This is a genomic window from Ruegeria sp. CDSC081 (genome assembly GCF_059610485.1).
In genome coordinates, this window is the sequence record NZ_JBXWNS010000007.1 from 154,974 (window position 1) to 179,595 (window position 24,622).

Sequence of the window (24,622 nt, forward strand, 5' to 3'; positions counted from 1 at the left end):
GTACTGGTATCTAAGCGGCGGGCCGCACAACCGGGCCCACCTGTAAGCGATCAGATCGCCGAGCTGTGGCCTGCCTTGCTTAGGTCATAGGCGTCAAAGCTGCGGGCAATCATTCGGGTCAGCGGCCGGGCCTCGGGTGGGATGAAGAGGCCATCCTTGGTGACGTGTAGCAGATTGTTGAAGTCGGCATTGGCCCTCTGGTACATCTCGTTCAGCTCTTGGGCGGATATGTTGTGGTCACGCAGAATCTCAGCCGAATTGATCTGAAAATCACACATCAGCGCTTCGATCAGACGTGCGCGCAAAATGTCCTGCCCTTTGAACAAATGCCCGCGCGAGGTCGAAAAGCGCCCCTCGCGGATGGCTTTCGTATAGGCCGATGTTGCCGGTGCGTTCTGGGCGTAGCCCTGAGGAAACCGCGAGATCGAGCTTGCGCCCACACCGATCAGCACCTCGGCCTGATCATCCGTATAACCCTGAAAGTTCCGTTTCAGTCGCCCGGCCCTGAGCGCATGTGTCAGACCATCATCCTGCGTGGCAAAGTGGTCAATTCCGATCTCGGCGTAATCATCCCAGAGGAACAGTCGACGCGCCGTCTCGAACAGCTCCAGACGTTGCTCGGGCGTGGGCAATGCGTCCGAAGGAATCAACTGTTGCCGCTTGGCCATCCACGGCACGTGGGCGTATCCGTACAGCGCAACGCGGTCGGGGTTCAGTGACAGCAGTTTCTGTACGCTTTCTGTCATCCTTGATTTGGTCTGATGCGGCAGACCGTACAGGATATCAGCGTTCAGGCTGGTAATGCCGCGGGCACGGATCATGTCCACAGCTGCGCGCGTGGTGTCATAGCTTTGGACGCGACCGATAGTTTTCTGAATCTCATCGTCGAAATCCTGCACGCCGATCGAGGCACGGTTCATGCCCGCTTCGGCCAACGCGTCCAGTCGGGCTTGGTCAATCTCGTTCGGGTCGATTTCGACCGAGAATTCAGCACCCGGGCCCAGCGGTACAACATCCAGAATGCGTGTGGCCAGATCCCGCATCAGATCGGGATTCAACAGCGTTGGTGTGCCGCCGCCCCAGTGCAGACGCGAGAGGGTGACGCCTTGAGGCAGGCACGCGGCTAGCAGATCAAGCTCGGCCTTGAGGACGTCGACATAGGCGATGACCGGGTTGTCAGTTTGAGTCCCCTGTGTTCGGCAGGCACAAAACCAACACAGCCTGCGGCAGAAGGGCACGTGTATGTACAACGAGACGGAGCTGCCGGGTTTAATGCTGGTAATCCAGTCTTCGTAAAGGTTTACCCCCACATCATTGTTGAAGTGAGGGGCTGTTGGATAGCTTGTGTAGCGCGGTACTTTCGCGTCAAATAGTCCAAGCTTTGCAAGTTGTGGTTTAACTATCATGGCGATACCGTTAGAGGACGGCACGCCTAGCAACCTTGATAGAGATCAAGTGGGAACGCGCATGACACAGATTTTCAAAATCGATCATACAAACTGTGAAGATTGTCCAATCCGCCACAGAGCAGTCTGCGCGCATTGCGATGTTCATGAGCTGGAGCTTCTTGAAGGCATCAAATATTATCGCAGCTTCGAGGCTGGGCAGACAATCATCTGGTCCGGTGATCAGATGAATTTCGTGGGCTCGGTCGTGTCGGGGATCGCTTCTTTGACTCAGACCATGGAAGATGGGCGCACGCAGATGGTTGGCCTTTTGCTGCCCAGCGATTTCGTCGGTCGTCCCGGTCGAGATTCAGCGCCTTACGACGTCGTGGCAACGACTGACATTGTCATGTGCTGTTTCCGTAAGAAGCCGTTCGAAGAACTGATGGGTGCTACTCCGCATATCGCGCATCGTTTGCTTCAGATGACATTGGATGAGCTGGACGCTGCCCGTGAATGGATGCTGGTGCTGGGGCGCAAGACTGCGCGCGAAAAAATCGCAAGCCTGTTGTCTATCATCGCGCGCCGGGATGCTTCGATTGGGCAGAACGGGAGTTCCAGCCCAATCGTTTTTGATCTTCCGCTGACGCGCGAGGCGATGGCAGACTACCTTGGCCTTACACTGGAAACCGTCAGCCGTCAGATATCCGCCTTGAAGAAAGACGAGATCATCTTGCTAGAAGGCAAGCGCCGTGTATCTGTTCCGGATATGGGCCGGTTGATGGAAGAGGCAGGCGACGATTCCGATGGCGGATATCTGGTGTGATTCACATACGGCGTGACCCGTTGTCTTAACCGTGGTTTAGTGGGACCAGTGAAACTGCGTCAGGAGTAAGTCATGGGATTCAGCAGCCTTTTGGCCATGCTGCTTATTGGTGCCATCGCGGGATGGTTGTCCGGAAAGATCATGGAAGGCCGGGGATTCGGCTTGATTGGTAACATCATCGTTGGCGTTGTCGGGGCATTTCTGGCCGGGCTAATTTTCCCAGCCCTTGGTTTTGCCGTTGGCGGCGGTCTGGTCTCGTCAATTATTTTCGCCACCATTGGGGCAATCATTCTGCTTTTCCTGATCGGCCTTGTGAAACGCGGATAAGAGCCGCCCGCTGGGCGGCTCTGCCGTTTCAATGTGCCATGAACACCGGAACAGTCGATTGTTCCAGCATATTGCGTGTCGCGCCGCCCAGGATGGCTTCTCGGAATCGGGAATGCCCATAGGCGCCCATGACGATCATATCTGTTTCGGTATCCGTCGCATGGCGGTTCAGGATGTCCGATACACGCGACATTGTTTTGCTGAGCACGTCGATTTCGCACTTAACTCCGTGGCGTGACAGCATCTGGGACAACAACCCACCGGGGTCCGAGCGATCCGGCCCATGCGTTGGTGGGTCGATCACCACGATCCGCACCTGATCGGCCTCGATCAGGAAGGGTAGGGCGCAGCGAATGGCGCGCATGGCCTCGACGCTTTCGTTCCAGCCGACCAAGACAGTACCGGGCTTGTCAAAAGGCGTCGTGTTTTCGGGTATGACCAGAACCGGAGCGTGACCTTCGAACATGGCTGCCTCGACGATAGGCTCTGCTTCGACGCTGCGGTCTTTTCCGTAAGGTTGCGGCAGAATAACAAGGTCCGAGAACCGCGCCCGATGGGCAACGTGGCGACCAATATCGGCAATCTGGGCCACGCCGCTTTCTGCAGACCAGCGTACGCCGGAACTGTTCAGATAGGTCTCTGCATAGTGCAGGGTGTCCTCCGCCTCTGCTTTGGCGCGGGACAGGGTCTCCTGCAGAATCAGCGCGTTGGCGCCAGCATAGTAATAACCGGTCTGACTGCGATCGACCCCCAGGCACAGGGCTTCGGCATGCGCATCCTGGGCTGTGGCCAGGGCTGCCATCTGTGCCAGCGCCGGGGCCGATTGTTCCGTTTCCGTTAGAACTGTGAGAAGGGATTTATACGCCATCTTGACCTCTTGCCTCCAGGGCCGTTCCGTCCGCGACATTCCGGCCAAATCATTTCTGTAGCCTTGTCACAATATTCGCTATTCTGTCTTGATACAGATCAAAGCAGTTTGGGCTGTCCTCGGACAAAACAACGACCAGTCAAATGGGTTCCGCGACAAAAAAGAATCGCGCGGAGCATGGCAAAGGGACGCAATATGTCAAATTACATCAAGCTGATCGTGCTTGGTCTGATCGTGCTGTTTGCAGCGATCGGGACCAATTATGCACGCGATTTGGCGTATCAGGTGCATGCAATTCTGGTGATGTTGATCGCCGCGGGATTGTTCATCTGGACGCTTAGAAACACGGATGAGCCAGATATCTTCATAGATCGTTCAGGCGAATACATGGACGATGTGGTCCGTTACGGCGTAATCGCGACGGCCTTTTGGGGCGTGGTTGGTTTTCTTGCCGGGACATTCATCGCCTTTCAGCTGGCCTATCCGGTGCTGAACTTTGAATGGGCACAAGGATATCTGAATTTTGGCCGATTGCGTCCGCTGCATACATCGGCGGTTATCTTTGCCTTTGGCGGCAACGCACTAATCGCTACGTCCTTCTACGTCGTCCAGCGGACCAGCGCCGCGCGCCTGTGGGGCGGCAATCTGGCATGGTTCGTTTTCTGGGGCTATCAGCTGTTCATTGTGCTGGCTGCGACCGGGTATGTGCTGGGTGGAACCCAGTCCAAGGAATACGCCGAGCCGGAATGGTATGTTGACCTGTGGTTGACCATCGTCTGGGTGGCCTATCTGGCTGTGTTCCTTGGGACGATTGTCAGGCGGAAAGAGCCGCACATTTATGTGGCGAACTGGTTCTACCTGGCCTTTATCGTTACCGTCGCCATGCTGCATCTGGTCAACAACATGACTATCCCTGTCAGCATCTGGGGTTCGAAATCTGTCATCGTCTGGTCAGGCGTTCAGGACGCAATGATCCAGTGGTGGTACGGCCACAATGCTGTGGGCTTTTTCCTGACTGCCGGTTTCCTGGGCATGATGTACTATTTCATCCCGAAACAGGCCGAACGTCCGGTGTTCAGTTACAAGCTGTCGATCATCCACTTCTGGGCGCTGATCTTCCTGTATATCTGGGCTGGTCCGCACCATTTGCACTATACCGCGCTGCCTGACTGGGCCTCGACACTGGGCATGGTGTTCTCGATCGTGCTGTGGATGCCGTCCTGGGGTGGCATGATCAACGGCCTGATGACCCTATCGGGTGCGTGGGACAAGCTGCGTACGGACCCGGTGATCCGGATGATGGTGATCTCGGTCGGCTTCTATGGCATGTCCACTTTTGAGGGCCCGATGATGTCGATCCGAGCGGTTAACTCTTTGAGCCACTATACCGACTGGACCATTGGTCACGTGCATTCGGGTGCGCTGGGTTGGAACGGCATGATCACCTTTGGTGCGCTGTACTTCCTGGTGCCCGTCTTGTGGAAGCGTGAGCGTCTGTATTCGCTGCAGATGGTCAGCTGGCACTTCTGGCTCGCCACTATCGGCATCGTGCTCTACGCCGCGTCGATGTGGGTGACAGGTATCATGGAAGGCCTGATGTGGCGCGAAGTGGATGCCAACGGTTTCCTTGTGAACTCGTTCGCCGACACCGTGGCTGCCAAGTTCCCGATGTATGTGGTGCGAGCTCTGGGTGGGGTCATGTTCCTCGCTGGGGCGCTGATCATGTGCTACAACCTGTGGATGACTGTGCGGAAAGCGCCGGCCAAAGAGGCCAGCCTGACCGTCGCGGTCCCGGCTGAATAAGGAGGGCCGGAGCAATGGCAATTCTCGACAAACATAAGATCCTCGAGACCAACGCGACCCTCCTGCTGATCTTCAGCTTTCTGGTCGTGACCATCGGTGGCATCGTGCAGATCACCCCGCTGTTCTATCTTGAGAACACCATCGAAAAGGTGGAAGGCATGCGCCCTTACACCCCCTTGGAAATGGCGGGCCGTGACATCTATATCCGCGAAGGCTGCTATGTCTGCCACAGTCAGATGATCCGCCCGATGCGGGATGAGGTCGAGCGCTATGGCCACTACTCGCTGGCGGCTGAATCAATGTATGATCATCCGTTCCAGTGGGGGTCCAAACGCACCGGGCCTGATCTGGCCCGTGTCGGTGGTCGTTATTCTGACCAGTGGCATGTGGATCACCTGCGCAACCCGCAGTCGGTGGTACCTGAATCTGTAATGCCGAAATACGGCTTCCTCGAGCATCGCAAGATTGACGGTAAGTACATCGGTGATGTCATGAAGGCGAATGCGCTGGTAGGCACGCCCTATACCGAAGAGATGCTGGAGAACGCCGTGGTGGATTTCCGGGCGCAGGCCGATCCCGACAGTGACTATGACGGCCTGCTGGAACGCTATGGTGACAAGGTCAGCGTGCGGAACTTCGATGGTCAGCCCGAGCTGACTGAAGCGGATGCGATGGTCGCTTATCTGCAGATGCTGGGAACGCTGGTCGATTTCTCGACCTTCACCCCAGACGCGAACCGGTAAAGGAGGGTGTGATGGAAGAATATACACTCTTACGGCAATTCGCGGATAGCTGGATGTTGCTGCTGCTCTTTGTTTTCTTTGTTGGGATCATAATTTGGGTTTTTCGCCCGGGTTCCAGCAAGGAATACAAGGACACCGCGAATATCCCGTTTCGGCATGATGATGCACCAGCGCCCCTGCGGGGCGACGACAATCCCGCCACATCCAAGGAGGCGCGGCAATGAGCAAGACACCTGAAAAACAGCCGGGTGATCCGAGTACAACCGGCCACAGCTGGGATGGTATCGAAGAATTCGAAAACCCGATGCCGCGCTGGTGGTTGTGGACATTCTACGCCACCATCTTCTGGGCGGTAATCTATACGATCATGTATCCCGCATGGCCCTTGGTTCAATCCGCCACTGCTGGCGTTTTGGGCTGGTCCTCTCGCGCTCTGGTACAAGAAGAGATGATTGCGTTTGAAGAGGCGAATGCCCCTTGGAACGCCAAGCTTGTGGAAACATCGCTTGAAGATATCTCGGCAGATCCCGAACTGCAGCAATACGCGGCGAATGCCGGGGGCGCGGTGTTCCGTACCTGGTGTGCGCAATGCCACGGCTCAGGCGCGCAGGGTGCACCAGGATTCCCGAACCTGCTGGATGACGCCTGGCTGTGGGGTGGTTCGCTTGAGGATATCGAGACCACAATCGCCTATGGCATTCGCAACGAGGAAAGCGACGATGCGCGCTATTCCGAAATGCCTGCATTTGGCGAAATCCTGGAACATGACGAGATCACCCAAGTGGTTCAATACGTGATGTCCCTGACCAATGCGCAGACTGATGACGTAGCTGCGCAGGCAGGCAAGGTTGTCTTCGAAGATAACTGTTCGTCCTGTCATGGCGAGGATGGCACTGGTGACGTCTTTCAGGGCGCACCCAACCTGACCGATGCGATCTGGCTCTATGGTGGCGACGCAGAGGCATTGACTGAGACCGTGACCAATAGCCGTTTCGGTGTAATGCCTGCTTGGGAAAACCGCCTTACCGACGCGCAGATCCGCGCTGTGACGGCCTATGTCCACCAGTTGGGTGGCGGTCAGTAAGGCCAAAAGAATACCTTCGGACGGTTCGCCGCCCGAAGGTTAAGGCACCGGCTGTTCTCTCTGTTCGCGCGTTTCCTGAACAGCCGGTGCTACTATTATCAGACTACAGGCCCCCATTGGTGCAGTCCAGATGCGCCTTTTCGCGCGGGCCAGACTTTTCAATCCACCAGTGATGGTCCGGCAGCCAGCTGCTGCGCGCAAGGTCGCGGCTATCTGTGCCAGTGCCTTTGCCGTTAGCCTCTGTTTTGGTGGCTACCATGAAACTTCGTGCCAGTATCGCAAGCATCTGATCCCTCCTGGATTGTGTTGCCGCTGTTATCAGGATTGATCTTTAGCCTGATAAATGCGACTCAATTACCATTCCAATATGTAAGTAGGACTTACAGATGAACTGGATAGATATGCCGCCGCTTGCGGCTTTGCGCGCCTTTTCTGCCTTTGCTGAGACTGGAAATGTTGTTCAGGCAGGGGCGTCGCTGAATGTCAGTCACGCAGCGATCAGCCAACAACTGCGTGCGCTTGAAAAACACCTGGATCTGGCCCTTCTGGACCGATCCGGTAAATCCATGACCCTGACGGCCGAGGGCAAGGTTCTGGCGCGTGCCCTGCATTTGGGATTTGGGGCCATAGGTGCGGCGGTCACTGACCTGAAGCGTACAACCGAGGATCGCCCGGTCCACGTATCGCTGACGGCCTCTTTCGCAGCTTCGTGGCTTATGCCGCGCTTGCCCGCATTTCAGGCCGAGCATCCAGGCATTCACCTTGCGCTGGATCCCTCGCCCCGGTTGGTCGATCTGCGCCCCGGCGGCGTGGATCTGGCGATCAGATATGGGGCGGGGGATTGGCCCGATGTGACGGCCGAACTGCTGTTGCAAAGTCCGATCGTGATTGTCGCCGCGCCATCCCTGTTGACTGGGCGGGCACCTGTGACACCTAAAGCACTCAGCCGTCTGCCCTGGCTTGAGGAGTTCGGCACAACGGAGGCAACGCAATGGCTGGCCCGTCACGGCGTGGACCACAGCCCCGTCGCTGGCCGCATCGCCTTGCCGGGAAACCTGCTGCTTGAGGGAGTGCGCGCCGGGCAGGGTGTGACGGCCACCGTGCGGCATTTTGTCGAAGCGGATATCATTGCGGGTCGATTGGTCGAACTGTTCCGCGAACCCGACGGGCGCGGATACCATATTGTCACTGGTAATATGCCGCTTCGTCCTGGGGTGAAGATATTTATCAGGTGGCTCAGGCGGCAAGCTGGTAAGATGTGACAAAAGGTGTCTTTACGATGCGCTTTTGACCCATGTCAAAGTGGCTGCCCGTATGATCTGGAAGAAGACGCCGTAGAACAGCTACATCTGGAGCCAGCCCGTGAGCGATTCCGACCCCGCCCCCAGCCTATACGCAGCGCGCGAACCGATCTTTCCCCGCCGCGTGTCCGGCCCGTTTCGCAACCTGAAATGGTTCATCATGGCGGTAACGCTGGGGATCTATTACGTCACACCCTGGATCAGATGGGATCGCGGTCCCAGCCTTCCGGACCAGGCGGTGCTGCTGGATCTGGCCAACCGGCGCTTTTACTTTTTCTGGATCGAGATCTGGCCGCACGAGTTCTATTTCGTGGCCGGGTTGCTGATCATGGCCGGTCTGGGCCTGTTTCTGTTTACATCGGCGCTGGGGCGCGTGTGGTGCGGCTATGCCTGCCCGCAGACCGTCTGGACTGATTTGTATATCTTGGTCGAGCGCTGGATCGAAGGTGATCGAAACGCCCGTCTGCGCCTGCATCGTCAGAAAAAGATGGATTTCCACAAAGCAAGGCTGCGTGTCACCAAATGGGTCGCTTGGCTGTTTATTGGTCTGGCAACGGGTGGTGCGTGGGTGTTCTATTTCGCGGATGCGCCAACGCTGGTCCGTGACCTAGTGACCGGAAATGCACATCCGGTCGCCTATACAACCATATTGATCCTGACGGGGACGACCTTTTTGTTCGGTGGGTTCGCACGCGAGCAGATCTGTATTTACGCCTGTCCTTGGCCGCGCATTCAGGCCGCGATGATGGACGAGGATACTCTGGTGGTTGGGTATCGCGAATGGCGCGGTGAACCTCGCGGCAAAGGCAAGCGAACCGCGGATTCCGATCTTGGGGACTGCATTGATTGCATGGCCTGTGTGAATGTCTGCCCTGTCGGTATCGACATCCGCGACGGTCAGCAGCTTGAATGTATCACCTGTGCGCTGTGCATCGACGCCTGCGATGACATGATGGCCAAAATTGGCAAACCGCGTGGCTTGATCGACTACATGGCGTTGAGCGACGAATCGAGTGAACGCGCCGGTCATCCGCCCAAGAATGTCTGGAAACACATCCTGCGGCCTAGGACCATCATGTATACGGGTATGTGGTCTGCGGTTGGCTTCGCGCTTTTGTTCGCCCTGTTCATCCGGTCTGACATTGATCTGACCGTAGCGCCGGTGCGAAACCCGACATTTGTAACCCTTTCTGACGGCACTATTCGTAACACTTATGATGTACGACTGCGGAACAAACATGGCGAGGACCGCCCATTCCAACTGACCCTGTCCGGTGATCCGGCCCTGAAGATACAGATCGAGGGGGTTGAAGGTGAGACTGTCAATGTGACGGCGGATACGGCACAGTTGACCCGTGTTTACATCGTCGCATCGGGCGACACCGGGCCAGCAACTTTGGATACGACGCCGGTCCGCATCTGGGTCGAAGACCTGCAGAGCGGTGAGCGCGCCTATAAGGACACCACGTTTAACGGACGAGGGAACTGAACATGGCTGAACGTAAATTCACCGGCAAACATGCGCTGGCTGTGTTCGTTGCATCCTTTGGCGTGATCATCACGGTGAACCTGGTTCTGGCCTATAGCGCGGTGAAGACCTTTCCGGGGCTCGAGGTCAAGAATTCTTATGTCGCCAGCCAGGAATTCAACGAACGCCTGAAGGAACATCAGGCGCTGGGCTGGTTTATCCGCGCCGAGATGTCGGGCGGCTTGCTGATCCTGCATATAACCGATCAGATGGGCGCACCGGTCAAGGTGGCTGACCTGCAGGCCGTTGTGGGCCGCGCGACCCATGTCAAAGATGATTTTGCTCCTGATTTCACATTCGACGGGACTGCATATGCGACTCCGGCGTCGCTGGGTCCGGGCAACTGGAACATTCGGCTGGTTGCCAAAGATCACAGCGGGGCCGAGTTTGCACAGCGCGTGCCGCTTTATGTGAAGGGCTAGGGGATGTCTGCGCAGATGTCCTCTGGCACCGCAGCTTGCCCCGGCTGTATCGCCGCCCCGGCAGAGCCCGCAAGGCCGATCCCGCAGGATGTGCAGATCGCGCTGTCATTGCCGGGAATTCACTGCTCGGCCTGTATTTCCACGGTCGAGCGTGAATTGAATGCCCAGCCCGGGGTCGAGGACGCGCGCGTGAACCTGACCTTGAAACGTGCGATGGTCAAAGCCGCGCCCGATCTGCGGGCCGCCGATCTGATCCCGGTGCTTGAACGCGTAGGCTTTGAGGCGCACGAGCTGGACCCTGGATCCCTGTCTGCCACGCAGTCCGACAAAGCTGGTCGCGACCTGTTGATGCGGTTGGCGGTGGCTGGTTTTGCCTCGATGAATGTAATGTTGCTGTCTGTCTCTGTCTGGTCAGGGGCAACCGATGCAACGCGCGACATGTTCCACTGGATTTCGGCAGCGATTGCTTTGCCTGCGATCGCGTTTTCGGCGCAGCCCTTCTTTGCCAATGCCTGGAGCGCCTTGCGCGTCGGTCGCCTGAATATGGATGTGCCGATCGTGTTGGCAATCCTGTTGGCATTGGCCACATCGCTGTGGGAAACCGCGCTGAGTGGTGAGCACGCCTATTTTGACGCCGCCCTGACCCTGACGTTCTTTCTGCTGGCCGGTCGCTATCTGGATTACCGTACCCGCGCCGCCGCCCGATCCGCAGCCGAGGAGTTGACCGCGTTGGAAGTTCCGCGCGCGATCAGGCTGGCCGATGGTCAAGAAGTTGAGGTGCCCGTCGCAACGCTGAGCGTGGGTGATCTGATCCTAGTACGTCCCGGAGGCCGAATGGCGGTGGATGGCGAAATCGTTTCCGGGCAATCCGAGCTCGACCGATCGCTGCTGACGGGTGAAACCTTGCCGGTATTTGCGGAAACCGGTCTGACGGTCAGTGCTGGCGAGGTAAATCTAACGGGTCCATTGACCGTACGGGCGACAGCCGTGGGTGAGGATACCTCGCTGCATCGCATGGCCGATCTTGTGGCCATCGCGGAATCTGGGCGGTCGCGTTATACTTCGCTGGCGGATAAGGCAGCCAAGCTTTATGCACCGGGCGTGCATATCCTGTCGGCGCTGAGCTTTCTGGGCTGGTATATTTATTCCGGCGATATCCGCACCGCGCTGAATATCGCAGCAGCGGTGCTGATCATCACCTGCCCCTGTGCGCTGGGTCTGGCCGTACCGGCGGTGACGACGGCGGCCTCGGGTCGGTTGTTCCGCAAGGGGATGCTGATCAAACACGCCACAGCGCTGGAACGCCTGGCCGAGGTGGATACGGTTGTGTTCGACAAGACGGGAACACTGACCTCGGGAACGCCGGAGCTGACCAATCTTGCGGATCATGCGCCCGGCGATCTGGAAATTGCACTTGCACTGGCCGAGGCCTCGTCGCACCCGCTCTCTGTTGCGCTGGCGCAGGCTGCCCGTCAAGCGGGGGTCACGCCCGCAAATGTCGAGGGGATCTCTGAAGTTCCGGGGTACGGCACCGAAGGCATCTTTCAGGACCATCCCGTGCGTCTGGGACGCGCCGAATGGACCGGTGGGCAAGAGGCTGAACAAACTGCGGCCTGGCTGTCGTTAGCAGGGCGGGCGCCTTCAGTGTTCTTGTTCTCGGACACATTGCGCGCTGGTGCGGCTGAGGCGGTTCAGGCGTTTCGCGATGAGGGGAAAAAGGTCATTTTGATCTCGGGCGATACGCAAGGCGCGGTTGAGATGCTGGCCGGTAAGCTGGGGATTGAGACATGGATTGCGCAGGCCCTGCCGCAGGACAAGGCAACCCATGTGCAAAGCCTGCGGGATCAAGGCTGCCACGTCCTGATGGTTGGTGACGGGCTGAACGACACGGCGGCGCTGGCCGCGGCGCATGTGTCGATTTCACCGGCCTCGGCGCTAGATGCTGCGCGCGTGGCATCCGATATCGTGCTGTTGGGTAACGACCTGTCGCCGATTGCGGGTGCCTGCGATACCGCGGTTAAGGCAACGAAACGGATTCGCGAGAACTTCCGTATTGCAACAATCTATAATATCATTGCAGTGCCACTGGCGGTTGCGGGCCTAGCCACGCCGCTGATCGCGGCATTGGCAATGTCGACCTCGTCCATTACCGTTTCTCTGAACGCGCTGCGGCTAAGGTGATCTGAATGGAAGTTCTGGCCTATCTCATACCGATTTCCCTGCTTTTGGGAGGGGTTGGCCTGTTTGCGTTCATCTATACCGTTCGGTCGAACCAGTATGACGACCCCGAAGGCGATGCGCGCCGCATTCTAAGCGACGAATGGGACGATAAGCCCAAGCCCTGACGGCCCCCTTGAAATTGCCTCAATGCCCGGTTATGTCCGGCCCATCCGCTAGCAGAGAGAACAAAGCCAAATGGCAACTATGAATCCGATCCAGTTTATTCAGCAGGTCCGTGCCGAGGTTTCAAAGGTCGTCTGGCCAACCCGCCGCGAGGTGTTGCTGACCACGGTCATGGTGTTCATCATGGCAGCACTGACGGCTGTGTTCTTTGCGCTGGTCGATCTTGGTATTCGTGGTGGCCTGCAGCTGATTCTGGGCATGTTCGGTTAAACCGGGCCGGGCAGGTCGGAAACGTCGCTGCCCCCTTGCACAGCTTGCGATGTCAGAGTAGGTGACGCGGTACTATTCGGAATGGGCGTGCGGCGATTCGGGCTGTGCGCCGCTTTTTATTCCGGGTGACGCGACAGATTTTCAATAACGGCTTTTCCGGTACATGGAATGCAGCCGAAGGCAAACAAGGACGACAGGTTCATGGCGAAACGGTGGTACTCGGTCAGCGTTCTTTCGAATTTCGAAAAGAAGATCGCAGAGCAGATCCGCACGTCGGTGGCCGAGCAGGGCCTTGAGGATGACATTGACGAAGTTCTGGTGCCCACCGAAGAGGTGATCGAAGTGCGCCGGGGCAAGAAAGTCACAACCGAACGTCGCTTTATGCCGGGTTACGTGCTGGTGCATATGGAAATGTCGGATCAAGGGTATCACCTGGTCAACTCGATCAACCGGGTCACTGGTTTTCTGGGTCCGCAAGGCCGGCCGATGCCGATGCGCGATGCCGAGGTGAACCAGATCCTCAACCGTGTCCAGGAGGGCGAAGAAGCGCCCAAGCTGATGATCTCGTTCGAAATTGGCGAGAAGGTCAAGGTGAATGACGGTCCGTTCGAAGATTTCGACGGCATGGTCGAAGGTGTGGATGACGATAACCAGAAGCTGAAGGTCTCGGTCTCGATCTTTGGTCGGGAAACCCCGGTCGAGCTGGACTTCACTCAGGTCACCAAACAAAGCTAATTTCCAATTAGCGAAATTTGACAACGCCGCGTTGCCCTGGGCACTGCGGCGTTTCTTGTTTTGGAGTCTTCAGCCCGTTATCAGACCCGGGCAAATCAGGGCGGAACTGATCTGTCGAAATCGGGATAATCTTTGTCGTAACCAATCGGGATGGGACCCGGCCGCCTAGCATATTTGGACAACCATGTAAGGCAAGTGGGCAGGTAGATGAAATTCATACATATCACAGATATCCACCTTGTTGACCAAGACGGGCACCTGAATGGCGGCGTTCCTTCGACCCAATTTGCCCGTTGCCTTGAGGATATCGCCAAATGGCATTCGGATGCAGCGTTTTGCGTGATATCCGGCGACCTGGCCGAGTTTGGAAGGGCTGAAGCCTATCAGGTGCTCAAGTCACATCTGGACGGTTTCCCGCTTCCTTGTCACCTGATGATCGGCAACCATGATGATCGTCAGGTTTTCAGAACGGTCTTTACGGATGACCATGTGGATTCAAATGGCTTTGTTCAGCACAGCATCGAGACCGACGCGGGAAAGTTTATCTTTCTGGATACGACAAAAGACGGTGCGGATATGCATGAAGGCCAGCTGTGCACCTTGCGTTTGAATTGGCTGAAAGAACAGCTGATCTCGGCGGGGGATAAGCCCTGCTATTTGTTCATGCACCACCCGCCTTTTGACATCGGCATTCCCTATGTGGACGACATCCGCCTGGTCGAAGCCGAAGTGTTTTTTGAAACACTCGGTCACGGGCGTAACATTCGCCACGTCTTCTATGGGCATGTCCATCGCATGACCTATGTGAACTGGCGTGGCATCCCGTTCACCAGCCTGCCCAGCCTCAATCACCAAATCCCTCTGACTGCCGACAGTGTTGACGGGGAATTCTGTGATGAACCGCCAGCCTATGGTGTTGTGCAGATCGCGGACGACCAGATGACTGTGCACTATAACACCTTTCTGCAGCGCAATCCGCTTCATCAGACCTGAGATATGGAATTTGGCCTGATTGTTCTGGTTCTGATTTCGGCGGCGACACATCCGCTGCGGGATCTGTTGTTGAAAGACACGGCGCATCCGGTGTCCTGTTATGTCGGTGTGGCGCTGACCTGGGTCATTCTTGCGGCGCTTCACGCTCGACTGGTCGGCCAACCCCTGACCGTCAGCCGCGAGGTCTGGCCACTGGTGCTGGTTTCTTCCCTGGGGTTGAGTTTTTATTACTATGGCACGCTTTCAGCCCTGCGCCGGGGCAACCTTTCGGTGTATTATCCGATTATCCGGTCCTCGCCGATTGCCATCGTTGCCTTTAGCTGGCTTGCGCTGGATCAGCAGTATTCGTGGCTCATCCTTGTGGGGATTTCGCTGGTCCTGATGGGCAGCCTGATGATCCAGAAATCTCCGGGCGGATTGCTGCATGATCACAAGGCTTTTGCGCTGGCTGTCATGGCGATGCTGGGCTCGGCCGCCTATTCGCTGAGCGACGCAAACGCTATGCAAAAAACAACGCCCGCGCCTTTCCTGTTCTACTGCTATATCCTGGTGACATCGACCCTTGCCGGCATTCGGGCCTGGGAAGATCGCCATATGTCGACCCCATTTCTAGGCGTGGTACGAGGCTGGACACTCGCCCCGTGGCGGATCGTATTCGCGGGGGTTGCGTCCTATCTATCTTATCTTTTTATCCTGAAAGCTTTCCAGTTAGGCGCCGAGGCGGCACCTGTCAGCGCGGTTCGGCAGGCCTCGATTCCGGTATCCGTAGTCCTTGCCGCGCTCGTCCTGAAAGAGCCGCGCTTTCTTCACCGCATCGGCTGGGCCAGCCTGATCGCGCTTGGGATATTGGCAATCACACAGTCCTGATTAGCCTTTGCGCGACAACTGGCAAGCAAGGCAGAGGTGCATCAGGTTTTCTACATCACTCGGCGAGGTGGCGAAGCGCCCAAGCTGATGATCTCATTCGAAATTGGCGAGAAGGTAACGGCCTACTCTGGTCCATTCGTGGATTTCGACGGGATGGTCGAGGGCGTGGATGACCAGAAGCAGCAGGCAAAATTTATTCGGTGGATTTTGAGGGGCCGCATTGCCCTAGCCAGTGCGGCATCTTGGCTGGCTGAACGTTTACATTGATGATCTGGGTTGGTACATAACTGCCCTATTGATTTGACCGAATGTTTTTTCCGAAAAGTGACCACAAGGCGTTTTTCATGCGTGCGTTCATCTATTTTGTTTTCTTGATTTTGGCTGCGTGTACCGCTGATGTTTTGTCACCCGAAGTGTTGTCCTCGAAAGTAGCGCGCGCATCGTCCGCAGAGCTGTGTTCCGCATATCGGCTCCCAAGTACGACATTGCGGGGGAAACTGATGATCGAAGCAGAGCTGGCTGCTCGAAAAGTAAACCAATGTGGTTATAGCAATTATGGTCAGTACAGCCTGTCTACAGCTGGGACCAAATCCTACGAGCGACCGTTTTCATCCGAGGCAGCAGGGGGTGACTATGATTGTGATGACTTTCCGAATGGCGCAGCAGCGCAAAGGTTCTTCTTAGCGTCTGGTGGACCTCTATCTGATCCACATAATTTGGATCTTGATGGCGATGGTCTCGCGTGTGAGTGGGGTGCTCAGATCAGGAAAGTATCTTCGTACCGCCGACCGGTTGCCAGCATTAGGCGCGTGACCTCACGATGCTACACGGGTCCAAGAGGCGGAACCTACACAATCACGGCGAGTGGAAACAAGAACTATGGCGGCTGCTAAGTTGCTCTGATAGCCCGCAAGGTTGTGCATGTAGCCTGTGCAATATCATTGGGCGATGACAGATGCTGTTTTGCTGTTGCTTAGCTTTGGAGCGAGGGTCAGTTTGGGTTCGATGTGGCTGCTTCAGGCCGTGATTCAAACCCTTGCCAATACTTCCGTTCCCCTGTACATGCCGCCTCTATCGTCTTTGGGCGAGATTCTCTCGTGGGAGATTACCGGGATCGCGATCCCGGATCGAACCACGCAACATAATCTGGGTGAAACGCGTTTCACCTTAGTTGAAAGGAAAACCAAATGGCCAAGAAGCTTGCTGGTACAATGAAACTGCAGGTTCCTGCAGGTCAGGCGAACCCGTCGCCGCCAGTTGGTCCGGCGCTGGGTCAGCGCGGCATCAACATCATGGAATTCTGCAAGGCGTTCAACGCCAAGACCGCAGACATGGAGCAAGGCGCGCCTTGCCCGACCGTGATCACCTATTATCAGGACAAGTCCTTCACCATGGACATCAAGACGCCGCCTGCGTCTTATTACCTGAAAAAAGCAGCTGGCCTGAAGCCGGTTGGCAAGCGTAACCGCCCCCGTGGCGCGGAAAACCCAGGTCGTGAGACTGTGGCATCCGTGACCTCGAAGCAGGTTCGTGAAATCGCCGAAGCAAAAATGAAAGATCTCAACGCCAACGACGTCGAAGGCGCAATGCAGATCATCCTGGGCTCGGCCCGCTCTATGGGCATCGAGGTGAAGTAAGATGGCAAAACTCGGTAAACGTACCCGCGCTGCGCGCGAAGCTGTCGCTGGCAAGGAAAACCTGTCGGTCGAAGAAGCAGTTGCCCTGGTCAAAGCCAACGCAACTTCGAAATTCGATGAGACCATCGAAATCGCTCTGAACCTGGGCGTTGACACCCGTCACGCGGACCAGATGGTTCGTGGCGTTGTTGGCCTGCCGAATGGCACCGGTAAAACAATGCGCGTTGCTGTATTCGCTCGTGGCCCCAAGGCTGACGAAGCGAAAGAAGCAGGCGCGGATATCATTGGTGCAGAAGACCTGATGGAAACCATTCAGGGCGGCACCATTGAATTCGATCGTTGCATAGCAACCCCGGACATGATGCCCATCGTTGGTCGTCTTGGAAAAGTTCTGGGCCCCCGCAACCTGATGCCGAACCCCAAGGTTGGCACTGTGACCATGGACGTGAAAGCGGCCGTAGAAGCAGCCAAAGGCGGCGAAGTTCAGTTCAAAGCTGAAAAAGGCGGCGTTGTGCACGCTGGTGTTGGCAAAGCGTCCTTCGACGAAGCCAAACTGGCAGAAAACGTTCGTGCATTTGTGACCGCTGTTGCCAAAGCCAAGCCAACAGGCGCCAAAGGCACTTACATGAAGAAAATCGCGCTGAGCTCGACCATGGGCCCAGGCGTGACTCTGGATGTGGCTGCTGCTGCGGGCGAGTAAGCCCCTAGCTTACAGCTAAAATGATTAGACCCGAACGGTGAAGGCTGTTCGGGTCTTTCTTTTTCAGCCCTCACTCATACACGGCTTGCAGGCGCAGGTTCAGGCGGTCTCTGCGAAAGCTCTCGTATTCGCTGCAGGATCTGTCCAATCGCCATAAGTCCAGCCAATCCATCACTAGACGTGCGCGCATGCACATATCCAGAACGTCCATCTGAATTGGATGGCGATATTTGCGAAAGAACATGTCTTTGTTTGTTTTCAGGATGCCGCTTTGATCAACCTGATCATCAGTGCCATCGCGAAAGATATCGGACTTTAGAAAGTCGACAATATCATACAAAGCTAGCTTTTCCCGCGTTTCGGTAAAATCCAGGCCGATCATTTCGCCATGCCCGACGATCAGATTTTGACTGTGACAATCTCCGTGTGCAAGGACCAGCAGTTCAGGGGTGCCTTTTAGCTGTAATGCCTCGTCGGTCAGATGCTGGACCATATTCCGCCCCCGGAGCTGTGCTGTGTCCGGGGCAAGACGTAGCAAAGCCTGAAGCCTGTCGATCATCCAGCTAGGGCGGAAATCATAGGTCTTGATGGGTTGAAACCTGTGCAGGTCGTTCAGCCACGATCCGGCGCGGCGATAGATGCGGCCGATCTGGTCGTCATCCGGGCTGTTATGGATAAGATCCGCAGCGGTGGGGCGGTCAATAAACTGCGTCACAAAAAACGCATCACCCGGTGATATGTAAACCGGGTCGACAACCCCCGCAGATTCGTATCGTGCAAAATGGGCGGTCAGCTTTCCGAGCATGTCAAACTCATCGCGCAAACGTCCCGTTCCGGGCGATTCCGTATCGACCTTTAGGGCATAGTCCCGGCGCGCACCCCGGACCCTGAGCACTATACGCGAGCCCGCAAAATCATGAGAACGATAGACGCATTCGAAACCCGCCGGGCCATCCTCGGGCGTTTGATCCAGGAACTCCTGAACAAAGCCGCGCGCGCATTCGTATTCGTCTGTGGTGAGGGTCAGCATTCAGGGATGGATACCTAAGAAGAAAGGGGCTTAGCCAGACTGGACCTCAGCGCATGGAACATGTCAATCTAGGACACTGTTCCAATGCCGGCTGCGCTGCTCGATCATTTCCGGTTTCGGCCTAATTTACCCCTTGGAAACCCGGCGTAACTGCCATAAAGAGAGCTGCGAAGTAAAGCGTGCGATTCGTCGTGCGCTTTATTTTGTTTCGTCCAAGACGGTGGGTGGTGTCATCTGGCCCCTTAATTCCCTGCCTGAGACGGGTAAGACCAAAGAATTCTGAGGGCTTCGATCCTCGGGCGAATTTTGGCTAATCCCGTAACAACGGACCTGAACGCCGGAGCGTAAGCTGCGGCAAATATGAGCCGGGGTGAGATATCACCCCTAACTTGGAGAAAACTGTGGATAGAGCCCAGAAAGAGAAAGTGGTCGACGAGCTCGGCCAAATCTTCGAAAGCTCTGGCGTCGTAGTGGTTGCACACTACGCCGGTCTGACAGTTGCCGAGATGCAGGACCTTCGCGCACGTGCTCGTGACGCGGGTGGTGCCGTGCGTGTTGCCAAGAACAGGCTCGCCAAAATCGCCCTCGACGGAAAGCCATGTGAAAGCATTGCCGACCTGCTGACGGGGATGACCGTTCTGACCTATTCTGAGGACCCTGTGGCAGCAGCCAAAGTGGCCCAGGACTACGCCAAAGAGAACCAAAAGTTCGAAATTCTTGGCGGTGCAATGGGTGAGAACGCTCTGGATCGTGCCGGCGTCGAAGCCGTGTCCAAAATGCCTTCGCGCGAGGAGCTTATTGCTACTATCGCGGGCATGCTGGGCGCACCTGCTTCGAATATCGCTGGCGCAATTGGCGCACCTGCAAGCAACATCGCAAGCATCCTTTCCACCATCGAAGAGAAGGCGGAAGCTGCGTAAGCGGTTGGCACTGAATGATCTGCGTAGGGTAGTCACCCTGACGTTGGAACACACACTGTAAACGGAAAGAGCTGATAAAATGGCTGATCTGAAAGCACTCGCAGAAAGCATCGTGGGTCTGACCCTGCTGGAAGCACAAGAACTGAAAACCATCCTCAAAGACGAATATGGCATCGAGCCCGCAGCAGGCGGCGCGGTTGTCATGGCAGCCGGTGGCGACGCCGGTGGCGCAGCTGAGGAAGAAAAAACCGAATTCGACGTCGTTCTGAAGAATGCCGGCGCTTCGAAAATCAACGTGATCAAAGAAGTTCGCGGCATCACCGGTCTGGGCCTGAAAGAAGCCAAAGAGCTGGTCGAAGCTGGCGGCAAGATCAAAGAAGCTGTGTCGAAAGACGAAGCCGAAGACATCAAAGGCAAGCTGGAAGCAGCTGGCGCCGAGGTCGAACTGGCCTAAGTCAGTCTTTTGGTGCATCGCAGATGCACCGGAAATTTGGCTGGTCCCGGAGAAATCCGGGTCCAGCCGAACCTGTCTTAGAAAGGACCTCATGGATTGGGGTGTTTTCTAAGACGCGGTTCATGGATCGGGAGGCTGCCATTCGGGACGGTGGCCACGAATTGATCCGGACGTGTTGTCTCTAATGTGCAAGGCACCGGGGCCCGACGGTGTCTTTGTCCGCTGAGAACATCGAAAGGTGACATCTGACATGGCTCAATCGTTCCTTGGCCAGAAACGTCTTCGGAAATATTACGGCAAAATCCGCGAAGTGCTGGAGATGCCGAACCTCATTGAGGTGCAAAAATCTTCTTATGATCTATTCCTGCGCTCCGGCGATGCAGATGTGCCGACAGACGGCGAAGGCATCAAAGGCGTGTTCCAGTCGGTTTTCCCGATCAAGGATTTCAACGAAACCTCCGTTCTGGAGTTCGTGAAATACGATTTGGAAAAACCCAAATACGACGTCGAAGAGTGCATGCAGCGCGACATGACCTACAGCGCGCCGCTGAAAGTCACTCTGCGTCTGATCGTGTTTGATGTCGACGAGGACACTGGCGCCAAGTCGGTCAAAGACATCAAGGAACAGGACGTGTTCATGGGGGATATGCCCCTGATGACACCAAACGGGACGTTCATTGTGAACGGTACCGAGCGTGTGATCGTGTCCCAAATGCACCGTTCGCCCGGTGTGTTCTTTGACCACGACAAGGGCAAGACCCATTCCTCGGGCAAGCTGTTGTTTGCCTGCCGCATCATCCCGTATCGCGGCAGCTGGCTGGACTTTGAGTTCGACGCCAAGGACATCGTGTTCGCCCGTATCGACCGTCGCCGCAAACTGCCTGTGACAACCCTGCTGTATGCGCTGGGTCTGGATCAAGAAGCGATCATGGACGCCTATTACAACACGGTGTCGTACAAGCTGGACAAGAAGAAGGGCTGGATTGCACCGTTCTTCCCCGAGCGTGCACGCGGTACGCGTCCGACCTATGACCTGATCGACGCCAAATCCGGTGAAGTGATTGCCGAAGCGGGCAAGAAAGTCACCCCGCGCGCGGTCAAGAAGCTGATCGATGAAGGCAACGTCACCGAGCTGTTGGTTCCGTTCGATCACATCGTCGGGAAGTTTGTCGCCAAGGACATCATCAACGAAGAAACCGGCGCGATCTATGTCGAAGCTGGTGATGAGCTGACGCTGGAATACGACAAAGACGGCGAGCTGATCGGAGGCACCGCGAAAGAGCTGATCGACGCGGGCGTCACCGATATTCCGGTTCTGGATATCGACAACATCAATGTCGGCCCCTACATGCGTAACACCATGGCGGCAGACAAGAACATGGGCCGCGACACAGCGCTGATGGACATCTATCGCGTCATGCGCCCGGGTGAGCCGCCCACCGTCGAAGCGGCCTCGGCGCTGTTCGAAACGCTGTTCTTTGACAGCGAGCGCTATGACCTGTCCGCCGTTGGCCGTGTAAAGATGAACATGCGTCTGGCTCTGGATGCGCCCGATACGCTGCGCACCCTGCGCCGCGAAGACATCGTGGCCTGCATCAAGGCTCTGGTTGAACTGCGTGACGGCAAAGGGGACATCGACGATATCGACCACCTCGGCAACCGTCGTGTGCGTTCGGTCGGCGAACTGATGGAAAACCAGTACCGCGTTGGCCTGCTGCGCATGGAGCGCGCGATCAAAGAGCGTATGTCGTCGGTCGAGATCGACACAGTCATGCCGCAGGACCTGATCAATGCGAAACCGGCTGCTGCTGCTGTCCGCGAATTCTTCGGCTCGTCGCAGTTGTCGCAGTTCATGGATCAGACCAACCCGCTGTCGGAAGTCACCCACAAACGCCGCCTCTCGGCGCTTGGCCCCGGTGGTCTGACACGTGAGCGTGCGGGCTTTGAGGTGCGCGACGTTCATCCGACACACTATGGCCGGATGTGCCCGATTGAAACGCCGGAAGGCCCGAACATCGGTCTGATCAACTCGCTGGCCACCTTTGCCCGTGTGAACAAGTATGGCTTCATCGAAACACCGTACCGCGTCGTCAAAGACGCTGAGGTGACCGATGAGGTTCACTACATGTCCGCGACCGAGGAAATGCGTCACACTGTGGCGCAGGCGAACGCGACACTGGATTCGGATGGCAAGTTCATCAACGATCTGGTTTCGACTCGTCAGTCAGGTGACTACACTCTGGCCCCGCGCGAGAATGTGGACCTGATCGACGTCAGCCCAAAACAGCTGGTATCGGTTGCTGCATCGCTGATCCCGTTCCTTGAAAATGACGACGCCAACCGCGCTCTGATGGGCTCGAACATGCAACGTCAGGCGGTTCCACTGCTGCGGGCCGAGGCACCGCTGATTGGTACCGGAATCGAGGAAAAGGTTGCGATTGACTCAGGCGCTGCAATTCAGGCGAAACGCGCCGGTATCATCGACCAGGTCGATGCCCAGCGTATCGTTATCCGCGCGACTGAGGATCTGGAACTGGGCGACGCTGGCGTTGACATCTATCGTCTGCGCAAATTCCAGCGTTCGAACCAGAACACCTGCATCAACCAGCGTCCGCTGATCAAAGTGGGTGACACCGTCCAGAAGGGCGAAGTCATAGCTGATGGTCCGTCGACCGATATGGGTGAACTGGCCCTGGGTAAGAACGTGGTCGTCGCGTTCATGCCGTGGAACGGTTACAATTACGAAGACTCGATCCTGATCTCGGAACGTATTGCGCGTGACGACGTCTTTACCTCGGTCCATATCGAGGAATTTGAAGTCGCCGCCCGTGACACCAAGCTGGGTCCGGAAGAGATCACCCGCGATATTCCGAATGTCGGTGAAGAAGCGCTGCGTAACCTCGACGAGGCGGGCATCGTTTACATCGGCGCGGATGTTGAACCGGGCGATATCCTGGTCGGCAAGATCACTCCGAAGGGCGAAAGCCCGATGACCCCGGAAGAAAAGCTGCTGCGCGCCATCTTTGGCGAAAAAGCATCTGACGTGCGCGACACTTCGCTGCGCGTGAAGCCGGGCGATTACGGTACGGTCGTTGAGGTCCGCGTCTTCAACCGTCACGGCGTCGAGAAAGACGAGCGTGCGCTGCAGATCGAGCGGGAAGAAGTCGAACGTCTGGCCCGTGACCGGGACGACGAGTTGGCGATCCTGGACCGCAACATCTATGCGCGTCTGCAAGGCCTGATCATGGGTAAAACCGCGGTCAAAGGCCCGAAAGGCGTCAAGCCAGGGTCGGTGATCACCGAGGACCTGTTGGAAACCCTGACCCGTGGTCAGTGGTGGCAGCTGGCGCTGGAAGATGAGCAGGACGCACAGATCGTTGAGGCTCTGAATGAGCAGTACGAAGTGCAAAAGCGTGCTCTGGACGCCCGTTTCGAGGACAAGGTCGAGAAGGTTCGTCGTGGCGACGACCTGCCGCCGGGTGTGATGAAGATGGTCAAAGTCTTCATCGCCGTGAAGCGCAAGCTGCAGCCGGGCGATAAGATGGCCGGTCGTCACGGGAACAAAGGTGTGATTTCCAAGGTTGTTCCGATGGAAGACATGCCGTTCCTGGCCGATGGTACGCCGGTTGACTTCTGTCTGAACCCGCTGGGTGTTCCTTCGCGTATGAACGTTGGTCAGATCCTTGAAACCCACATGGGTTGGGCCGCGCGCGGTCTGGGTCTGAACATCGACGACGCCCTGGGTGAATATCGCCGCTCTGGCGACCTGACGCCGGTTCGCGAAGCAATGAAGCTGGCCTATGGCGACGATGTCTATGAAGAAGGCATCACTGGCATGGACGAGGGTCACCTGATCGAGGCTGCGGGCAACGTGACCCGTGGTGTTCCGATCGCGACTCCGGTCTTTGATGGCGCCAAAGAGGCAGACGTCAATGACGCTCTGGTGCGCGCGGGCTTCTCGCAAAGCGGTCAGTCGGTTCTGTTCGACGGTCGTACGGGTGAGCAGTTTGCACGTCCGGTGACCGTGGGCATCAAGTACCTGCTGAAACTGCACCACCTTGTGGATGACAAAATCCACGCGCGTTCAACCGGGCCGTACAGCCTGGTTACCCAGCAGCCGCTGGGTGGTAAGGCGCAGTTCGGTGGTCAGCGCTTTGGTGAGATGGAAGTCTGGGCTCTGGAAGCTTATGGCGCCGCCTACACCCTGCAGGAAATGCTCACCGTGAAATCGGATGACGTCGCCGGCCGGACCAAAGTGTACGAGTCGATCGTCAAGGGCGAGGATAACTTTGAAGCGGGCGTACCGGAATCGTTTAACGTTCTGGTGAAAGAAGTCCGTGGCCTCGGCCTGAATATGGAACTCCTGGATGCGGAGGAAGAGTAGGG

At 56.8% G+C, this 24,622-nt stretch carries 26 protein-coding genes; 22 read left to right on the forward strand and 4 right to left on the reverse strand.

Annotated elements, in window-relative coordinates; genetic code table 11:
- Window positions 1-50: 50 nt before the first annotated feature.
- A complete protein-coding gene (hemN, locus tag AC2FH9_RS14775) occupies window positions 51-1,406 on the reverse strand; it encodes an oxygen-independent coproporphyrinogen III oxidase (protein ID WP_496872033.1) in 1,356 nt (451 codons plus the stop codon).
- 61 nt (window positions 1,407-1,467) lie between these two features.
- Here hemN and fnrL point away from each other — a divergent pair, with 61 nt between their 5' ends.
- Window positions 1,468-2,211 carry a transcriptional regulator FnrL gene (fnrL, locus tag AC2FH9_RS14780; RefSeq protein ID WP_281973102.1) on the forward strand — a complete coding sequence of 248 codons (744 nt, stop codon included), beginning with the start codon at window positions 1,468-1,470 and terminating at the stop codon, window positions 2,209-2,211.
- 72 nt (window positions 2,212-2,283) lie between these two features.
- Window positions 2,284-2,538: a GlsB/YeaQ/YmgE family stress response membrane protein gene (locus AC2FH9_RS14785; RefSeq protein ID WP_142636950.1), complete on the forward strand. Its 255-nt coding sequence runs from the start codon at window positions 2,284-2,286 to the stop codon at window positions 2,536-2,538.
- Between the two features lie 28 nt (window positions 2,539-2,566).
- Here AC2FH9_RS14785 and AC2FH9_RS14790 read toward each other — a convergent pair whose 3' ends face one another.
- Window positions 2,567-3,406, reverse strand: a complete 840-nt coding sequence (locus AC2FH9_RS14790; protein ID WP_271949806.1) for a universal stress protein — start codon at window positions 3,404-3,406, stop codon at window positions 2,567-2,569.
- A 195-nt stretch (window positions 3,407-3,601) separates the two neighbouring features.
- On the opposite strand from AC2FH9_RS14790, the gene ccoN reads away from it, so the two are divergent.
- From ccoN to ccoP, 4 genes are read left to right on the forward strand one after another with little or no spacing between them, the layout of a single operon-like run.
- Window positions 3,602-5,209: a cytochrome-c oxidase, cbb3-type subunit I gene (gene ccoN, locus AC2FH9_RS14795; RefSeq protein WP_496872034.1), complete on the forward strand. Its 1,608-nt coding sequence runs from the start codon at window positions 3,602-3,604 to the stop codon at window positions 5,207-5,209.
- Between the two features lie 14 nt (window positions 5,210-5,223).
- Window positions 5,224-5,952 (forward strand): cytochrome-c oxidase, cbb3-type subunit II, encoded by a 729-nt coding sequence (ccoO, locus tag AC2FH9_RS14800; protein WP_496872035.1) that lies wholly within the window; start codon window positions 5,224-5,226, stop codon window positions 5,950-5,952.
- Window positions 5,953-5,963: 11 nt separating this feature from the next.
- On the forward strand, window positions 5,964-6,176 hold the full coding sequence (locus AC2FH9_RS14805) for a cbb3-type cytochrome oxidase subunit 3 (protein ID WP_142636941.1): 213 nt from the start codon (window positions 5,964-5,966) through the stop codon (window positions 6,174-6,176).
- Window positions 6,173-7,036, forward strand: a complete 864-nt coding sequence (ccoP, locus tag AC2FH9_RS14810) for a cytochrome-c oxidase, cbb3-type subunit III (RefSeq protein WP_142636939.1) — start codon at window positions 6,173-6,175, stop codon at window positions 7,034-7,036. The genes AC2FH9_RS14805 and ccoP overlap by 4 nt, the downstream gene beginning before the upstream one ends.
- A 103-nt stretch (window positions 7,037-7,139) precedes the next feature.
- Here ccoP and AC2FH9_RS14815 read toward each other — a convergent pair whose 3' ends face one another.
- Entirely contained in the window at window positions 7,140-7,322 is a 183-nt protein-coding gene (locus tag AC2FH9_RS14815) for a hypothetical protein (protein WP_281973103.1), read from the reverse strand.
- A gap of 100 nt (window positions 7,323-7,422) precedes the next feature.
- Here AC2FH9_RS14815 and AC2FH9_RS14820 point away from each other — a divergent pair, with 100 nt between their 5' ends.
- From AC2FH9_RS14820 to rplA, 13 genes are all read left to right on the forward strand, one after another.
- A complete protein-coding gene (locus AC2FH9_RS14820; protein WP_496872036.1) occupies window positions 7,423-8,298 on the forward strand; it encodes a LysR family transcriptional regulator in 876 nt (291 codons plus the stop codon).
- Window positions 8,299-8,398: 100 nt separating this feature from the next.
- Window positions 8,399-9,826 (forward strand): cytochrome c oxidase accessory protein CcoG, encoded by a 1,428-nt coding sequence (ccoG, locus tag AC2FH9_RS14825; protein ID WP_281973105.1) that lies wholly within the window; start codon window positions 8,399-8,401, stop codon window positions 9,824-9,826.
- Between the two features lie 2 nt (window positions 9,827-9,828).
- Entirely contained in the window at window positions 9,829-10,287 is a 459-nt protein-coding gene (locus AC2FH9_RS14830; RefSeq protein ID WP_496872038.1) for a FixH family protein, read from the forward strand.
- Between the two features lie 3 nt (window positions 10,288-10,290).
- Window positions 10,291-12,468, forward strand: coding sequence for a heavy metal translocating P-type ATPase (locus tag AC2FH9_RS14835; protein WP_496872039.1), 2,178 nt, complete (start codon window positions 10,291-10,293; stop codon window positions 12,466-12,468).
- Between the two features lie 5 nt (window positions 12,469-12,473).
- The gene (gene ccoS, locus AC2FH9_RS14840) at window positions 12,474-12,632 is read left to right on the forward strand and encodes a cbb3-type cytochrome oxidase assembly protein CcoS (RefSeq protein ID WP_142636927.1); all 159 of its coding nucleotides are present in this window, start codon (window positions 12,474-12,476) and stop codon (window positions 12,630-12,632) included.
- A 70-nt stretch (window positions 12,633-12,702) separates the two neighbouring features.
- Window positions 12,703-12,900: a preprotein translocase subunit SecE gene (secE, locus tag AC2FH9_RS14845; protein ID WP_142636925.1), complete on the forward strand. Its 198-nt coding sequence runs from the start codon at window positions 12,703-12,705 to the stop codon at window positions 12,898-12,900.
- Window positions 12,901-13,101: 201 nt separating this feature from the next.
- Window positions 13,102-13,635 (forward strand): transcription termination/antitermination protein NusG, encoded by a 534-nt coding sequence (gene nusG / locus AC2FH9_RS14850; RefSeq protein ID WP_142637254.1) that lies wholly within the window; start codon window positions 13,102-13,104, stop codon window positions 13,633-13,635.
- Window positions 13,636-13,842: 207 nt separating this feature from the next.
- Window positions 13,843-14,628 carry a phosphodiesterase gene (locus AC2FH9_RS14855; RefSeq protein WP_496872041.1) on the forward strand — a complete coding sequence of 262 codons (786 nt, stop codon included), beginning with the start codon at window positions 13,843-13,845 and terminating at the stop codon, window positions 14,626-14,628.
- 3 nt (window positions 14,629-14,631) lie between these two features.
- A complete protein-coding gene (locus tag AC2FH9_RS14860) occupies window positions 14,632-15,495 on the forward strand; it encodes an EamA family transporter (RefSeq protein ID WP_496872043.1) in 864 nt (287 codons plus the stop codon).
- Between the two features lie 36 nt (window positions 15,496-15,531).
- On the forward strand, window positions 15,532-15,762 hold the full coding sequence (locus AC2FH9_RS14865) for a hypothetical protein (RefSeq protein WP_496697691.1): 231 nt from the start codon (window positions 15,532-15,534) through the stop codon (window positions 15,760-15,762).
- Window positions 15,763-16,443: 681 nt separating this feature from the next.
- Window positions 16,444-16,710, forward strand: coding sequence for a hypothetical protein (locus tag AC2FH9_RS14870; RefSeq protein WP_496702620.1), 267 nt, complete (start codon window positions 16,444-16,446; stop codon window positions 16,708-16,710).
- On the forward strand, window positions 16,683-17,132 hold the full coding sequence (rplK, locus tag AC2FH9_RS14875; protein ID WP_085823307.1) for a 50S ribosomal protein L11: 450 nt from the start codon (window positions 16,683-16,685) through the stop codon (window positions 17,130-17,132). Before AC2FH9_RS14870 ends, rplK begins: the two co-directional genes overlap by 28 nt.
- A 1-nt stretch (window position 17,133) precedes the next feature.
- Window positions 17,134-17,832 carry a 50S ribosomal protein L1 gene (gene rplA / locus AC2FH9_RS14880; protein ID WP_142636917.1) on the forward strand — a complete coding sequence of 233 codons (699 nt, stop codon included), beginning with the start codon at window positions 17,134-17,136 and terminating at the stop codon, window positions 17,830-17,832.
- A 70-nt stretch (window positions 17,833-17,902) separates the two neighbouring features.
- On the opposite strand, the gene AC2FH9_RS14885 is transcribed toward rplA, so the two are convergent.
- A complete protein-coding gene (locus tag AC2FH9_RS14885) occupies window positions 17,903-18,862 on the reverse strand; it encodes a phosphotransferase (protein WP_496872046.1) in 960 nt (319 codons plus the stop codon).
- A 401-nt stretch (window positions 18,863-19,263) separates the two neighbouring features.
- Between AC2FH9_RS14885 and rplJ the strand changes: the two genes are divergently transcribed.
- The 3 genes from rplJ (at window position 19,264) to rpoB (ending at window position 24,620) form a co-directional block, all read left to right on the forward strand.
- The gene (gene rplJ, locus AC2FH9_RS14890) at window positions 19,264-19,782 is read left to right on the forward strand and encodes a 50S ribosomal protein L10 (RefSeq protein ID WP_142636913.1); all 519 of its coding nucleotides are present in this window, start codon (window positions 19,264-19,266) and stop codon (window positions 19,780-19,782) included.
- 79 nt (window positions 19,783-19,861) lie between these two features.
- Complete coding sequence (gene rplL / locus AC2FH9_RS14895) at window positions 19,862-20,236, forward strand: 50S ribosomal protein L7/L12 (protein WP_142636911.1); 375 nt, start codon at window positions 19,862-19,864, stop codon at window positions 20,234-20,236.
- Between the two features lie 250 nt (window positions 20,237-20,486).
- The gene (gene rpoB, locus AC2FH9_RS14900) at window positions 20,487-24,620 is read left to right on the forward strand and encodes a DNA-directed RNA polymerase subunit beta (RefSeq protein WP_142636910.1); all 4,134 of its coding nucleotides are present in this window, start codon (window positions 20,487-20,489) and stop codon (window positions 24,618-24,620) included.
- The last annotated feature ends 2 nt before the right edge of the window (window positions 24,621-24,622 follow it).